The sequence below is a fragment of the Pseudoxanthomonas sp. genome, assembly GCF_035999195.1.
Taxonomy (GTDB): domain Bacteria; phylum Pseudomonadota; class Gammaproteobacteria; order Xanthomonadales; family Xanthomonadaceae; genus Pseudoxanthomonas_A.
Map to the genome: position 1 here is coordinate 1,721,118 of NZ_DASYGY010000009.1, position 15,442 is coordinate 1,736,559.

Annotated in this window: 13 protein-coding genes; 10 read left to right on the top strand and 3 right to left on the bottom strand. The window is 69.9% G+C overall.

Annotation, left to right across the window (positions count from 1 at the left end):
- Positions 1-27 precede the first annotated feature (27 nt).
- Positions 28-918, bottom strand: a complete 891-nt coding sequence (locus VGN58_RS15095) for an OmpA family protein (protein WP_327483997.1) — start codon at positions 916-918, stop codon at positions 28-30.
- 152 nt (positions 919-1,070) lie between these two features.
- On the opposite strand from VGN58_RS15095, the gene VGN58_RS15100 reads away from it, so the two are divergent.
- Positions 1,071-3,806, top strand: a complete 2,736-nt coding sequence (locus tag VGN58_RS15100) for a protein kinase domain-containing protein (RefSeq protein ID WP_327483998.1) — start codon at positions 1,071-1,073, stop codon at positions 3,804-3,806.
- A gap of 40 nt (positions 3,807-3,846) precedes the next feature.
- Here VGN58_RS15100 and VGN58_RS15105 read toward each other — a convergent pair whose 3' ends face one another.
- Positions 3,847-4,737 (bottom strand): LysR family transcriptional regulator, encoded by an 891-nt coding sequence (locus VGN58_RS15105; RefSeq protein ID WP_327483999.1) that lies wholly within the window; start codon positions 4,735-4,737, stop codon positions 3,847-3,849.
- A 103-nt stretch (positions 4,738-4,840) separates the two neighbouring features.
- Here VGN58_RS15105 and VGN58_RS15110 point away from each other — a divergent pair, with 103 nt between their 5' ends.
- The 8 genes from VGN58_RS15110 (at position 4,841) to VGN58_RS15145 (ending at position 13,546) form a co-directional block, all read left to right on the top strand.
- On the top strand, positions 4,841-5,581 hold the full coding sequence (locus VGN58_RS15110; protein WP_327484000.1) for an SDR family oxidoreductase: 741 nt from the start codon (positions 4,841-4,843) through the stop codon (positions 5,579-5,581).
- A gap of 25 nt (positions 5,582-5,606) precedes the next feature.
- Entirely contained in the window at positions 5,607-6,506 is a 900-nt protein-coding gene (locus tag VGN58_RS15115; protein WP_327484001.1) for an SDR family oxidoreductase, read from the top strand.
- 72 nt (positions 6,507-6,578) lie between these two features.
- A complete protein-coding gene (locus tag VGN58_RS15120) occupies positions 6,579-7,085 on the top strand; it encodes a DUF1097 domain-containing protein (protein WP_327484002.1) in 507 nt (168 codons plus the stop codon).
- Positions 7,086-7,262: 177 nt separating this feature from the next.
- Positions 7,263-8,339: an SDR family oxidoreductase gene (locus tag VGN58_RS15125; RefSeq protein WP_327484003.1), complete on the top strand. Its 1,077-nt coding sequence runs from the start codon at positions 7,263-7,265 to the stop codon at positions 8,337-8,339.
- Between the two features lie 34 nt (positions 8,340-8,373).
- A complete protein-coding gene (locus VGN58_RS15130) occupies positions 8,374-9,747 on the top strand; it encodes an NTP/NDP exchange transporter (RefSeq protein ID WP_327484004.1) in 1,374 nt (457 codons plus the stop codon).
- A 165-nt stretch (positions 9,748-9,912) separates the two neighbouring features.
- The gene (locus VGN58_RS15135; RefSeq protein ID WP_327484005.1) at positions 9,913-10,965 is read left to right on the top strand and encodes an SDR family oxidoreductase; all 1,053 of its coding nucleotides are present in this window, start codon (positions 9,913-9,915) and stop codon (positions 10,963-10,965) included.
- A 199-nt stretch (positions 10,966-11,164) separates the two neighbouring features.
- The gene (locus VGN58_RS15140) at positions 11,165-12,106 is read left to right on the top strand and encodes an SDR family oxidoreductase (protein ID WP_327484006.1); all 942 of its coding nucleotides are present in this window, start codon (positions 11,165-11,167) and stop codon (positions 12,104-12,106) included.
- Positions 12,107-12,259: 153 nt separating this feature from the next.
- Positions 12,260-13,546, top strand: a complete 1,287-nt coding sequence (locus VGN58_RS15145; protein ID WP_327484007.1) for a hypothetical protein — start codon at positions 12,260-12,262, stop codon at positions 13,544-13,546.
- Positions 13,547-13,735: 189 nt separating this feature from the next.
- Here VGN58_RS15145 and VGN58_RS15150 read toward each other — a convergent pair whose 3' ends face one another.
- Positions 13,736-14,329: a CGNR zinc finger domain-containing protein gene (locus VGN58_RS15150; RefSeq protein WP_327484008.1), complete on the bottom strand. Its 594-nt coding sequence runs from the start codon at positions 14,327-14,329 to the stop codon at positions 13,736-13,738.
- Positions 14,330-14,457: 128 nt separating this feature from the next.
- Between VGN58_RS15150 and VGN58_RS15155 the strand changes: the two genes are divergently transcribed.
- Positions 14,458-15,393, top strand: coding sequence for an alpha/beta hydrolase (locus VGN58_RS15155; RefSeq protein WP_327484009.1), 936 nt, complete (start codon positions 14,458-14,460; stop codon positions 15,391-15,393).
- The last annotated feature ends 49 nt before the right edge of the window (positions 15,394-15,442 follow it).

The window sequence follows — 15,442 nt, forward strand, 5'->3', positions numbered from 1 at the left end:
CGCCACCGCGGCGCACGGCACGGCGGTTCAATCCAGCAGCACGACCGCGACCCGGCGGTTGGCGTCCGCGTCCGGCGCATCGGGCCGTTTCAGCCGGCTTTCGCCGAAGCCCTGCACGTCCAGGCGCGACGCGGCGATGCCGAACGTGCGGCCCAGGTACTCGGCCACGGTGGCCGCGCGCTGCCGCGACAGGCGCAGGTTGGCGTCGGCCTCGCCGACGGCATCGGTATGCCCGTGGATACCGATGCGGCGCGCGGCAAGCGCGGGGGTCTGCAGTACGCGACCCAGCTCGTCCAGCTGCGGCAGGCTGTCCGGACGCAGCGTGGCGCGCGCGAAATCGAACAGGATGTTGAGGTCGACGCGACCATCGCCGGCCAGTGCATCGCCGATGCGGCCGGCATCATGAAGGTCGGGCTGGATCGTCGGCATGGCGACGGCGCACGCCGCGGGCGGTGTCGCCGGTGGGGCCGTGCGGCCGAGATCGAACTGTTTGCACGACGTGCCACCGCTGACCTTGCCGGTGAAAGACCGGCCCTCGGCATCGACATGGCCATCGAAGTGCACCACCCGGTAACCGCTCGCCTTGAGCAGCCACTCCTTGCCTTTGAGCTGCAGTCGGCCGCTGGCGGGGTCGTAGGTGCCGTCCATCGTGAAGCAGCCGGTCGGCACGCGCGGATTGCGCCGGTCGGCATAGAAGTGGAACAGCGCGCTGGCGCGGGTGGGCGTGGCCTCGGTGATGCTGAGCGTCAGGCCGGTCAGCCCCTGCGCGCAGACATAGGTGCCCACCCAGGGGCCCAGCACGCTGCGGGCGGGCGATGCAGGCTGCGCGGCCGCCGTGCCCGTCAACGCCCACGCCAGCGCCACGCCGCACGCATACACGCTCCACCCCGCTGCTGGTCCCCTGGTCTTCACGTCCATCCCCTCTCCCCCGGCCGGCGCCGGGCACGGAGGGAGCTTGGTGGCGGCGCCCGTCGCGCGTCCTCATGGCGCTTTCAAGAAACCTTCAAGCGCGCCATGACGCGGCTTCCGGCGGCACGAACGCCCGTGTAACCGGCGTTATCATCGGCCGCATGGCCCCCTCTCCTTCTTCCGATGTGCCGCTGTACCGCTGGCGTTTCGGCACCGTCGAATTCGACGAGGCCCGCCACGAGCTGCGGGTCGCCGGCCTGGCGGTGGACATCGAGCACAAGCCGTTGCAGGTGCTGTCGGTGCTGCTGCGCCACGTCGGCGAGGTGGTGACCAAGGAAGAACTGTTCGACCAGGTATGGACCGGCAGGATCACCGTCGACCATGTCCTGGCCACCGCCGTGGGCAAGCTGCGCAAGGCGCTGGACGCGGCCGGCGAGGACCGCATCGCCACCGTCCCGCGCGTGGGCTATCGCCTGGACGGGCCGGTCGAACGGGTGGCGCAGGGCCAGCGGCGGGAGACCGCGCTCGACTTCAGCGCCGGCCAGCCGGTGCCGGGCCGCGGACACTTCGTGCTGGAGCGTGCGCTGGGCCGCACGCTGGGCAGCGAGGTCTGGCTGGCGCGGCAGCCGCGCACGCGCGATGCGCGCGTGTTCAAGTTCAGCCTGGGCGGCGAGCGGCTGGCGGCGATCAAGCGCGAGGCCACGCTGATGCGCGTGCTGCGCGACACGCTGGGCGAGCGCGACGACTTCGTCCGCGTGCTGGACTGGAACTTCGAGAACGAACCGTTCTTCCTCGAGTGCGAGTACGGCGGCCAGGCCCTGCCCGAGTGGGCGGAGGAACACGGCGCGCTCGCCCGCTGGGACCGCGCGCGCAAGCTCGCGTTCTTCCTGCGCATCGCTGCGGCGGTCGACGCCGCGCACGGCGTGGGCGTGCTGCACAAGGACATCAAGCCTGCCAACGTGCTGGTGCGCGCGCGCCGCCATGACGACTGGCAGCCCTGCCTGACCGACTTCGGCAACAGCCGCCTGCTGCAGCCGGAGCGCCTGGCCGAGCTGGGCATCACCGGCATGGGCATGACCGTGACCACCGCCCACAGCGGCGACGGCTCCGGCACGCCGCTGTACCTGGCGCCGGAACTGATCGCCGGGCAGCCGGCCACGGTCCGCAGCGACGTGTATGCGTTGGGCGTGCTGCTCTACCAATGGCTGGTCGGCGATCTGCGCCGGCCGATGGCGCCCGGCTGGGAACGCGACATCGACGATCCCCTGCTGGTGGACGACATCCGCCGCGCCACCGATGGCGATCCCGCGCAACGCCTGGGCAGCGTGGCCGAACTGATCGATCGGCTGTCCGCGCTGGCGCAGCGCCGCGACCGGGCGGACCAGCAGGCGGCCGCCGCGGACGCTGCGCGGCGCGTGCAACGCGCGCTGGAACACACGCGCGCACGCAGGCCGTGGGTCATCGCCACCATCGCCATGTTGAGCGTCGGCCTGCTGGCCAGTTCGGCGCTGTGGTGGCGCAGCGAACAGCAGCGCAAAAGCGCGGCGATGCAGGCCGCGCGCGCGGAGGCGGTGACGCGCTTCCTCAGCGACGACCTGATCGGCGCCCTCAGTCCGGGCGGCGCGGGCTTCGAGGGCGATCCCACGGTGCGGCAGATGCTGGAGAAGGCGGGCACGCCGCTGGCGACGCGCTTCGACCAGGACCCGGCCGTGCGCGGCGGCATCCACGCCGCGCTCGGCGACGCGTGGCGCACGCTGGGCGACCGCGAGCGCGCGGCACGGCACCTGCGCCAGGCCGTCCAGGACTATGGCCGCGCCTTCGGCGTGGACGACGAACAGACCCTCGTGGCGCGCTACGGACTGGTGCGCACGCTGGCCTATGCCGGCACGCCCGAATCCTTCGCCGAGGCGGAGCGCCAGTTGCAGGAGGCCGATCGACTGGCCGGCAGGACGCGGCTCGACGGCGAGAACACGGTCGCGCTGCACGCCGCCATCGCGCGTGGCCAGTTCCATTTCCAGCAACTGCAGATAGAGCCGTCGCTGGTGGCGCACCGGCGCGCCGACACCCTGCAGCGCGCACTGCGTCCCGACGACGCCTCGATGGCGGCGCTGATCCGCTCCAACATCGCCGATGGCCTGTTGCGCACCGACAAGGCGGACGAAGCCATTCCGCTGCTGCAGGCCGTGCTGGCCGATCCGCTGCTGACGCCGACCCGCATCGGCGAATCCACCGTCGCCGGATACCGGGTGATGCTGGCGCGCGCCCTGCGCAACCTGGGGCGGTATGCCGAGGCGCTGCCGATCGCGCAGGCGGCCGCCGCCACCACCGAGCGCATCCTCGGTCCCGACGACTACAGCACGCTGGTGCAGATGTCGCTGGTCGCCAGCATCCACGACTACGCCGGCCAGTGCGACAAGGCCCTGCCCATCGCGCGCACGGTGCGCGAACGCATGGCGAAGCGCTACGGCGAAGAACGGCAGGCCACGCTGATCGAGACCGGCAACCTGGGATTCAAGGAATACGACTGCGGCGACCGCAACGCCGGCCTGGCCTACCTGCGCCAGGCCGAAAGCGGACTGCGCCGCCACTTCGGCCAGGACAACGTGGCCGCGCACAGCTTCCGCTATGCCCTGGCGGGGCACCTGGCGGAAGAGGGGCGGTACGCCGAAGCCCTGGACATGGCCGAGGGGCTCAGCGTGCCTGCCCTGACCGCCGGCGATTCCACGCCCGGGTGGGAACACCGGCTGCAGGCGCTGCGCGGCCAGATCCTGATCCAGTCCGGCCGCAGCCGCGAAGGCCGCCCCTTGCTGGAATCCGCGGTGGCGTCCCTGACCCGGCTGGGCGTGGCCGACCAGGCGCAGATCGAGGGCTGGCAGAAGCTGCTCGGGGAGCCATGAACCTGCGCACCGACAGCGCGGTCCGTACCACCCGGGCTGCTCAGTCCATCAGGGCGTCCTGCGCCCATTCGATGAATGCCCGCAACCGCGGCGAAGGCAGGCGCGTCTTCGGGTAGACGATGGACACCGGGCTGGGCAGCGGCGGATACGCGTCCAGCAACGGCACCAGCCGGCCGTCGCCGAAGTAGCCGTCGAGCCGGTAACGCGGCGCCTGGATGATGCCGAACCCGGCGAACGCGGCACCGACATAGGACTCGGCGCCGCTCACCCGCACGCGGGTCGGCAGCGCGACCCGTTCGACCTTGCCGTTGCGCTGGAACTCCAGCGGCAACAGCCCGCCGAGCGACGACGACCGGAAGCCGACCATGAGGTGGCCGCCGGCCTGCAGCGATTCGATCGCATCCGGCGTGCCGTGGCGTGCGCAGTAGGCCGGCGATGCGGCGGTGGCTTCGGGCAGCGCGGTCAGCCGGCGGGCGATGAGATCGCTGTCGCGCAGTTCCCCCACCCGCACCGCGCAGTCCACGCCCTCGCGCACCAGGTCGACATAGCGGTCGCCTTCGCCGACGTCGAGCTCGATCTCCGGATAGCGGTCGAGAAAGGCCGGCAGGCGGGGAAACAGCAGGTTGCGCGCGAGCGTGCCGTGCACCTCGATGCGCAGCGGACCTCGCGGGCGCACATCGCGGAAAGCGCTCTCGGCATCCTCGACATCGGCGATCAGGCGCAGGCAGCGGCCGTAGAAGGCTTCGCCTTCGAGCGTGGGCGTCACCGTCCGGGTCGTGCGTTGCAGCAGGCGCACGCCCAGCCGGGCTTCCAGTGCCTTGATGGCGTCGGTGACGGTGGCGCGCGGCAGGGCCAGATCGTCGGCCGCGCGGGTGAAGCTGCGCCGTTCCACGATCCGCGCGAACACCCGCATGGCATCGAAGCGATCCATTAACCGGATATCCGAATGGTGATATCGGATTGTGCCCGATTATCCGGATGAAGATCGCCAATAAGGTGGTCCCACGCCACTCCGGCGGAATGTGGAGACCCCCATGAACGCAACCTCCCGGCCGGTCGCGATCGTCACCGGCGGCTCCCGCGGCATCGGCGCCGCGGTGTCCGAACGCCTGGCCGCCGACGGCCATGCCGTCATCGTCAACTACGCCACGCGGCGCGACGACGCCGACCACCTGGTGGACCGCATCCACGCCGCGGGCGGCGACGCGATAGCCCTGCAGGCCGATGTCGGCGACCCCGCCGCCATGCGCGCGCTGTTCGATGCGGCCGAAGCGCGTTACGGCGCCATCGACGTGCTGGTCAACAATGCCGGCATCCTCGATCTCGACCCGATCGCCGACTACGCCGACGACCGCTTCGACCGCCTGGTCGCCATCAACCTCAAGGGCAGCTTCAACGGCATGCGCGAGGCGGCCCGACGCCTGCGCGACGGCGGCCGCATCATCAACTTCTCTTCCAGCGTGGTGCCGCTGCGGCTGGAGACCTACGGGCCCTATGCCGCCACCAAGGCCGCCGTGGAGGCGATGACCGCCGTGCTCTCGCGCGAACTGCGCGGGCGCTCGATCACGGTCAATTCCGTCGCACCCGGTCCGACCGCGACCGACCTGTTCCTCGACGGCAAATCGCCCGAGCTGATCGAACGGATGGCGAAGATGAATCCGCTGGAACGCCTCGGCACGCCGGACGACATCGCCTCGGTGGTGTCCTTCCTTGCCGGCCCGGATGGCGGCTGGATCAACGGCCAGGTCGTGCGCGCCAACGGCGGCATGGCGTGAGCCTCCTCCTTCAGGAGATATCGACATGAGCAAGATCATCCTGGTCACCGGCGCATCGTCCGGGTTCGGCGCCTTGACCGCGCGCCGCCTCGCCGACGCGGGCCACACGGTGTACGCGAGCATGCGCGACGCGCAGGCGCGCAACGCGCCGCAGGTGGGCGAGGCCACGCGTTACGCGGACGCCCATGGCGTGGACCTGCGCACGCTGGAACTGGACGTGCTGTCCGACGCATCGGTGCAGCATGCCATCGCGAAGATCCTGCATGAGGCGGACCGCATCGACGTGGTCGTGCACAACGCCGGGCACATGGTGTTCGGACCGGCCGAAGCCTTCACGCCCGAGCAGTTCATCGAGCAGTACGACGTCAACGTGGTCGGCACCCAGCGCGTGAACCGCGCGCTGCTGCCGCACCTGCGCCGGCAGGGCAACGGGCTGCTGGTCTGGGTCGGCTCGAGCAGCACGCGGGGCGGAACACCGCCGTATCTCGCACCCTACTTCGCCGCCAAGGCCGCGATGGACTCGGTCGCGGTGTCCTATGCCGCAGAGCTGTCGCGCTGGGGCATCGAGACGACCATCGTGCTGCCCGGCGCCTATACCTCCGGCACCCGGCATTTCGAGCACGCGGGGACGCCTGCGGACGCGGCTCGCGCAGCGGAGTACGACCATGGTCCGTATGCCGGCCTGCCCGGCCGCATCCTGGAGGGACTGAAGTCGCTGGAACCGGCGGATGCGGATGTCGCGGACGTGGCGGCCGCGATCGTCCGCGTGATCGGGTTGCCGCATGGACAACGCCCGTTCCGCGTGCATGTCGACCCGTCGCAGGACGGCGCCGAGGTGGTGAATGCGGTGGGCGACCGCGTGCGTCGCGAGTTGTACCGCAACCTGGGCCTGGAGCATCTGCTCACCCCGCACGGCTCCGCATGACCGCGCCCGGTGATCGATGGCGCGCATGCCATCGGTTCGCGCGTATCCCACCCATCCCTTGCGGAGAACCCCATGAACACGACGATGATGTCGCGGCGCACCTATGTCTCGACGACCCTGGTCGCGGCGGTGACCGCCGCTGCGGCCGCCACGCTCAGCCAGTCGCTGGCCCTGCCCGTGTGGGCGATGTTCATCGGCTGGATCGCGTTCTACACGCGCGGTCTGCACCTGCGGGCGGCCATCGAGAATCTCGCCTGTGTCGGTGTCGGTCTCGTCGTCGGCCTGATGGCGACGCTGGCCCTGCAGGCGCTGTCCGGCGGGGTGGCGGCGGGCGTTGCGCTGCCCATCGTCGTGCTGTGCGTCGCGATCCTGGTGGTGTCGTTGCGTGGCCTGCCCGTGATGGGCAATCTGCTGGGCTACTTTCTCGGCCTGGTGGCATGGTTCGCCGCCCATCTCGAACCCTCGTTCGAGAGCGTGGCAAGGCTGTTCGGCGCAGGCGCGCTGGGCAGCAGTGCCGGCTGGATCTCGCACACCGTATCGATGCGGTTCTCGCGCGCATCCGCACGCCACGCCCACTGAGTCGGCATCCGCAGGCACCGGTGGATCGGACATGCCGGCGCCGATCGTCATGCACATCGTCGACGTTTCTCGCGAGCGGCCGTGCCTTAAACGCTTCTTAAAGTCCGCGTTCCACAGTGCATCACCTGCTGATCGCACGCAGGCCTCCCCCACCGCTCTCCCTCCGAGGTGCCGACCGTGATCCACCGGCTTGACCACGACGTGCTTCCGCATCCCGTTTCTTCATCGTCCGTCGGCAATGCGACGCATCGCATGCGCAACCGGTGGACGGCGGTGCTCGCCACCCTCGGTGCGCTGTTGCTTTCCGCCTGCACCGCCAGCGGCACGGTCGCGCAGCCGGCGCCCACGCCGGACTGGAGCACGGCCGACATGCCGCCCCAGGCCGGACGCATCTTCGTGGTGACCGGAGGTACCAGCGGGATCGGCTTTGAAACCGCAAGGGCACTGGCCGCCGCGGGTGCCGAGGTCATCATCGCCGCACGCAATCCGCAACGCGGCGAGGACGCGATCGCCAGCATCCGCAAGGATGCCCCAGGCGCCAACGTGCGCTTCGAAGCACTCGACCTGGGCGAACTGGCATCGGTGCATGCATTGGGAAACCGCCTCGCCGCGTCGCTGCCGCGCCTGGACGGCCTGATCAACAACGCCGGCATCATGGAGCCGCCCCAGCGCGACGTCACGCCCGATGGCTTCGAGTCGCAGTTCGCGATCAACTATCTCGGCCACTTCGCGCTGACGGCCGACCTGCTGCCGCTGCTGCGCAAGTCGGATGCGCCGCGTGTCGTCACCCTGTCCAGCATCGCGGCACGGCGTGGCGAGCTCCACTTCGACGACCTGCAGTTCGAGCGCGAGTGGGATACGGCGGCGGCCTACCGGCAGTCGAAGCTGGCGTGCCTGATGTTCGCGCGTGAGCTGCAGCGGCGCAGCGATGCGCAGGGCTGGGGCATCACCAGCATCGCCAGCCACCCCGGCCTGTCGCGCACCAACCTGCTGCCGTCGCAGGGCCGCAGCACGCCGCTGTGGCGCTTCTTCCAGACGGCGGAACAGGGTGCGTTGCCCACGCTGTACGCCGCGACCGCGCGCGATGCGCAAGGCGGACATTACTACGGACCGACCGGACTGCTGGAGGCGCGCGGCGACGTGGGCCACGCACGCGTCCCCGATGCCGCGATGGATGCCGAGGTCGCCAAACGCCTGTGGGACGTCAGCGAAACACTGAGCGGCGCGCCCTTTCCGTCCGCCACGGCCGACTGAGTTCCACGGACAGCGCAACCCAGGACTCCCGCCGATGAACCGGAACGCGACGCCCCCGCGCACGACCCTGCCGTATCGCATGTTCAATCTCCAGCGCGAAGAGGTCGCGCCGGTCCTGATCGCCGCGCTGTTCTTCTTCTGCGTGCTCACCGCCCTGATGCTGCTGCGGCCCGCGCGCGATGCGCTGGGCATGGAGCGCGGCATCGAAAGTATCCGCTGGCTGTTCGTCGGCACCGCGCTGGCGACGCTGGCGGTGAACCCGGTGTTCGGCTGGCTGGTCGCGCGCCTGCGGCGGCTGCAGTTCATCGGCGCCACCTATGGCTTCTTCGTCGCGAGCCTGACGGGATTCTGGGCTTTGCTGGTGTTCGCGCCGGGCGCGGTCGGCGAGCGCAGCGGGCAGGTGTTCTACGTGTGGTTCAGCGTGTTCAACCTGTTCGTGACCATGGTGTTCTGGGCGCTGCTCGCGGACCGGTTCAGCAGCGACCAGGGCAAGCGCTTCTTCGCGCTGATTTCCGTCGGCGGCACGCTGGGCGCGATCTTCGGGCCGTGGCTGACCTCGCGCCTGGCGGTGCCACTGGGAACGCCGAGCCTGCTGCTCGTCGCGGGCGGCTTCCTGCTCGTGGCGTTGGGGACTGCCTGGCTGCTGCTGAAGGTGGCGCCCGACAAGGCGACGGCCGATGCATCGGCCTCCACACCGCGCGCGACAGCGGAGCCGGCGCGCATCGGCGGCAGTGCGTGGGCCGGTCTCGCCGCCGTGTTCCGCTCGCGCTACCTGACCGCCATCGCCGGCTACGTGGTGCTGATGACGGTGATGGCGACCTTCATCTACTTCACCCGCCTGCAGATGGTCGCCGCCGTGACCGACGACATGGACGCGCGTGCGGCGATGCTGGGCAACATCGACATGTGGACGCAGGTCGCCGTGCTGGTGCTGCAGCTCACGCTGACCGGCAAGCTCATCCAGCGCTTCGGTCTGGGCGTGGCGCTGGCGATCCTGCCGGTGGCCACCGCGCTCGGTTTCGTCGGACTCGCCATCTACGGTTCGTTCGTCGTGCTGGTGCTGCTGGAGGCGACCAACCGCGCCGTGCAGCGCGGGATCACCCGGCCGGCCCGCGAGGCGTTGTTCACCGCGGTGAGCCGCGAAGACAAGTACAAGGCCAAGGCCTTCGTCGACACGTTCATGTACCGCACCGGCGACGTGCTCGGCGCACAGGCCGAAGGTGTGCTGGGCCGGCTCGGACTGGCCCTGGGCGGCTTGGCCGGCGTGGTCGTGCCGATGGCCGTCGCCTGGGCCGCCCTTGGTCTGTGGCTGGGGCGCGCGCAGGCGCGCCGGACCGCCGCCGAATCGCGATCCGCCACCAGAGCCATGCCGCAGCGCGCGCGTCCATCGCCCGGAGACGGGCGATGACGACACGACGCGTGCATGCACGCCATCTGCACCACCACGCGCATGCGGGGCTCGGCGAACACCAGCGCTCCCGTGAAACCGGATCACCCGCATACGCATGACGCCGCGCACGAACCGGCGCTTCCCGTACCGACGCACGACCCACTCCCCCACGAGGACTTGCCCATGATCACCGAACAGAACACCCGCTCCCTTTCCGCACCGTCCGCCTGGCGGGGGCGTCTTGCCGCGCTCGGGCTGCTGCTCGGCGGCGTCGCCTCGCTCGACGTCGCAGCGCAGACACCACCGCCGCCGACCTGGAGCACGGCCGACATGCCGTCGCAGAAGGGGCGCATCTTCGTCGTCACCGGCGGCACCAGCGGCATGGGCTTCGAGGATGCGAAGGCGCTGGCGTCCGCGGGCGCACGCGTGGTCATCGCCGCGCGCAATGCACAGCGCGGCCAGGACGCGATCGAGAAGATCCGTCAGGAGGTGCCCGCCGCGCAGGTGGAGTTCCAGGCCGTCGACCTGTCCAGCCTGTCCTCGGTCCGTGAGCTGGGCGAGCGCCTGGGCGATTCGCTGCCGCATCTGGATGGCCTGATCAACAACGCGGCGATCATGGCGCCGCCGGAACGCGGCATGTCGGTGGACGGGCTCGAGATGCAGTTCGCCACCAACTACGCCGGTCACTTCCTGCTCACCGCCGAGCTGCTGCCGCTGCTGCGCAAGAGCGATGCGCCGCGCGTGGTGACCCTGTCCAGCATCGCCGTCCATCGCGGCACGCTGAACCTGGACGATCTGCAGTCGACCGGCGCCTATGAGCCGATGGCGACGTACTCGCAGTCGAAGCTGGCCTGCCTCTCCTTCGCGTTGGAACTGCAGCGTCGCAGCGATGCCGGCGGCTGGGGCATCCAGAGCATGGCCGCCCATCCCGGTGTCGCCGTGACGGAACTGGTCGCACGCGGCCCCGGCCTGGACAGTCCGCAGGGACGCCAGTGGGCCAGCAACCGCGCCAACCTGCAGACTGCGGCGCAGGGCGCCATTCCCACGCTGTATGCGGCGACGGCGCCCACCGCGGAGGGTGGCGCCTACTACGGGCCCACCGGCCCGAACGAGATCGCGGGACCGCTGGGCCTGGCCGCCATTCCCGCCATCGCCCGCGATACCACCGTCGCTGCACGCCTGTGGGACCTGAGCGAGCAGATCACCGGCGCACGCTTTCCATCGTCGTCCCGCTGATCGCGCATCACCCGCATCGGAGTGTCTGCACCGGTGCGGTTTCCCTGCCGGTCCCTCGCGGCGGTGTCCTGGCGCCTCGTCGATGGCTTGCCGACGTCGGCGTGCCAGCCCCGCCCGTACCGAACGCATGCACTGCGACCAGGGCGTATGCCTTGTGCGACGCGCATGCACCCCACTCTCCATTCATGAGGCAACGACCATGGCAAGCTGGACCACGTCCGACATTCCTCCGCAGACCGGGCGAACCGCCGTGGTCACCGGAACCGGCGGCATCGGTTTCCATATCGCCACCGCACTGGCCCGTGCGGGCGCCAACGTCATCGTGGCGGGACGCAATGGCGCCAAGGGCGCCGCGGCGGTCGAACAGATCCGCCGGTCCGCGCCGCGCGCCCAGGTGCGGTTCGGCCAGGTCGACCTGGCCAGCCTGGCGTCGATCGACGCCTTCGCCGACACGCTGTGCCGATCGCACGGCAGCCTGGACCTGCTGGTCAACAACGCGGCCGTGATGGCGCCGCCGCAGCGCAGGCAAACCGTCGACGGCTTCGAGCTGCAACTGGGCACCAATCATCTGGGACACTTCGCGCTGACCGCCCGGCTGCTGCCCTTGCTGCGCGAAGGGCGTGGCGCGCGCGTGGTATCGCTGTCCAGCGTCGCCGCGCGCAATGGCACGATCGACTTCGACGACCTGCAGTCCACGCGCCACTACGCGCCGATGGTCGCCTATGCGCAATCGAAGCTGGCCTGCCTGATGTTCGCCTTCGAGCTGCAGCGTCGCAGCACGCAGGCAGGATGGGGCATCCGCAGCCTCGCTGCGCATCCCGGCATCTCGCGTACCGACCTGCTTCCCAACGGCGCCGGCGCCACCAGCCTGCCCGGCCTGGCACGCCGCTACCTGTGGTTCCTGTTCCAGCCCGCCGAGCAGGGCGCGCTCCCGCCGCTGTTCGCCGCGACCGCACCGTCCGCGGCGCCCGGCGGGTACTACGGGCCGGACCGGCTGGGCGAAACGCGCGGCCATCCGGCACCGTCCAGGGTGCCGCCGCAGGCCGAGGACACGGCGGTCGCCGAACGCCTGTGGCAGGTCTCGGAGCGCTTGACCGGCGCGGTGTTCGGCGCGGATGGAATACGCCATCCGGCGTCCTGACCACGTTCCGCGCGGGCCTTCGTGCGCCGTCGTCGCGCCCGCATCGTGCCGCATCGGCAACGTTGCCGCCCGCGCGCACGGGCTGGGCTCGAAGCGGGAATGAGGCGGTCGGCGTTGCGAACGGCCGGAAGGTTCGCCGGATGGACGAAGACGGTGTTCGATGTGCGTCGTGAAGAACTCGCGCCGCTGCTGGCCGCTACATTCGGCTTCTTCTGCGTGCTGACGGCGCTGATGCTGCTGCGCCCGGTGCGCGATGCCGTGGGCATGGCCGGCGGCCTGGAGAACGTGCGCGGACTGTTCATGGCGACGGCGCTCGTCACGCTGGCGCTCAATCCGGCCTTCGGTCTGTTGATGGGGCGCGTACGCCGACCGCATGCCATCGCCATGACGTACGGCTTCTTCGCACTGACGCTGCTGCTGTTGTGGGCGTCGATGACGTTCGGTTCGGCCGCCGTCGGTCTGCGCAGCGGACAGGCGTTCTACGTGTGGTTCAGCGTGCTCAACGTGTTCGGCACCATGGTGTTCTGGGCGCTGGCGTCCGACCGCTTCACCCACGAACAGGGCACACGGCTGTTCGCGCTGATCGCCATCGGCGGCACCCTGGGCGCGATCTTCGGGCCGTGGCTGACGTCGCGGCTCGCGCAGCCGATCGGTGCGTCCAACCTGTTGCCGCTGTCGGCCGTGTTCCTGGCATTGGGCATCCTGTGCGCGCGTCGGCTGATCCGCTTCACACCGGGCCGCAACGACGCGGGCGACGGGACGCAGGAACACCATGCCGATGCGGCGGCGCCGATGGGAGGCGGCGCATGGGACGGCGCCCTTGCGGTCATCCGTTCGTCCTACCTCGCCGGCATCGCCGGTTACGTGCTGCTGCTGGCGGTGATGACCACCCTGGTCTACCTGACCCGCCTGCAGATGGTCGCCGGTGCGAGCGCGGGACAGGACGCGATGGCCGCGCTGCTGGCGGACATCGACATGTGGACGCAGTCGGTGTTCCTCGTGCTGCAGCTTGCGATGGGCACCCGCATCGGCCACCGCGTCGGCCCGGGGCATGCGCTGGTGGTGCTGCCGTTGGCCACCGCGGCGGGATTCGCGGGACTGGCAGCACACGGCGGCATCGCGGTCCTCTACGTGCTGGAAGCGGCGAGCCGCGCGATCCAGCGTGGCATCGCGCGTCCCGCCCGGGAGCTGCTTTTCATGCACCTCGCGCGCGACCATCGGTACAAGGCCAGGGCCTTCATCGATACCTTCGTCCATCGCCTTGGCGATGTGCTCGGCGCGCAGATCGATGCCGTGAGCGGACGCGCGGGTGCAGGGCCGGCAGGCCTGCCGGTTGTCGCCATCCCGCTCGCCACCGCGTGGGCACTGCTCGCGGTCTGGCTGGGGCGACGGTACGACAACGCGCGACGCAAACCCCCGGCAGGAATCGCCCGGCCTTGATGCTCGCCCTGCATCGTGCGAGCGGAACCCATCGCCGTCCGCCGCCCAGCCCACCGCGGGTTACGTCGTAGGACCCGCCGCAGGCGCAAGCGCCGGAGAATCGCTCAAGCTATTGCAGGCACCACCAACGGGGCGAACGGAGAGCGCATCGGTCGATCGCGGCGCAGGACATCCGGACAGCCCATCCCTTCACTCCGCATGGTTGCGCTTGCGGAACCGCGCCGCCTTCTGGCGGTTACCGCACTGCGCCATGCTGCACCAGCGCCGCTTGTGGGACTTGGTACGGTCGTAGAACCACAGGATGCAGTCGGGGTGTTCGCACTGCCGGACCAGGGCGAAGTCGCCCTCCACGAGAAGGTGCGCTGCGGCTTCGGCCACCGGGCCGAGCAGTGAGGCGGCGGTGCCGTTGGCGGGTAGACGGGTCATCGCCCATCCGCCTGCCGCATCCCGCTGCAGTCGCGGCGCGGTCAGATACGCCTCCAGATGCACGTTGAGCGGCTGCACATCGAACGGTTCGCCTGCCTTGCGCGCGGCGATCGCTTCCCGCACCGCCTTGCGCAGGTCGCGGCCGCGTTGCAGCAGGTCCGACGGCGTGTGTTCGCCTGCCGACGCGATGCCCTGCCGCACCAGCCAGCGGTGCACATCTTCCCCGCTCTCCCAGTGATCGATCGCCTGTCCCTGGCTGAGCGCCTCGGTGTTCAGCAGATCCAGGGCCAGGTGATCCCCGACCTGGGGGGCGTCCGGCCTTCCGCCGGTGCCGACACGCGGTGCAACAGCATCCATGGCGAGTAACCTCGAAAAAGATGGTTGACAGGTTATCACGACCGGTCCAGACTGCGGCACGAAGTAACCTTTAAATGCAATTTTCAAAGGTTATTCCGTCAAGCCCTCCTTCCTTTCTGAGATCCGCCATGAACCTCCCGAGCCTTCTGCTGGGGGCCGCCACGCTGGCCAGCACCGTTCCCGCTGGCGCGGCGCAACCCGCCGCCCCGGTCCACTACCGCACCGCCGACATCCAGGGGGTGAGCGTCTTCTATCGCGAATCCGGACCGGTCGATGCGCCTGCGGTTCTCCTGCTCCACGGTTTCGGTGCTTCCTCCCACATGTTCCGGAACCTGATCCCGGTGCTGGCGCAGCGCTACCGCGTGATCGCCCCCGACCTGCCGGGCTTCGGCCAGACGACGGTCGGGCCGGGGGTCGCGTTCGACTACACGTTCGACAACGTGGCGTCGGTGATCGATGCCTTCACGGTCGAGAAGGGCCTGGATCGCTATGCGATGTACGTGTTCGACTACGGCGCGCCGGTCGGCTGGCGACTGGCCGTGGCGAATCCCGGGAAGATCACCGCCATCGTCAGCCAGAACGGCAACGCCTACGAAGAAGGCCTGAGCGAAGGCTGGGCCGACATGCGCAAGGCCTGGGACGCACCGACCGCCGCGAACCGCGAAGCGCTGCGCCGCTTCAATACGCCCGACATGATCAAGTGGCAGTACACCGAAGGCGTCCGCGATACCTCGCTGATCGCGCCCGAGAGCTATCAATTGGCATCCGCCGCGATCGCACGCATCGGCGAGGAACCGCAGATGGACCTGCTTCTGGACTACGGCAGCAATGTCCGGCAATACCCGCAGCTGCATGCGTACTTCCGCCAGCACCAACCCCCGACCCTGGCGATCTGGGGCAGGAACGATCCGTTCTTCATCCCTGCCGGTGCGGAAGCCTACAGGCGCGACAATCCGAAGGCCGAGGTCCATTTCCTCGACACGGGCCATTTCGCCATCGAGACGCATGGCGGCGAGATCGCCGCACGCATGCTCGAGTTCCTGGACCGGCATGTCCGGCGTTGAAATGCCGGCAGGAAGCGGGCGCAGTGTCGCGTCCCGAAGGCGAGGGACG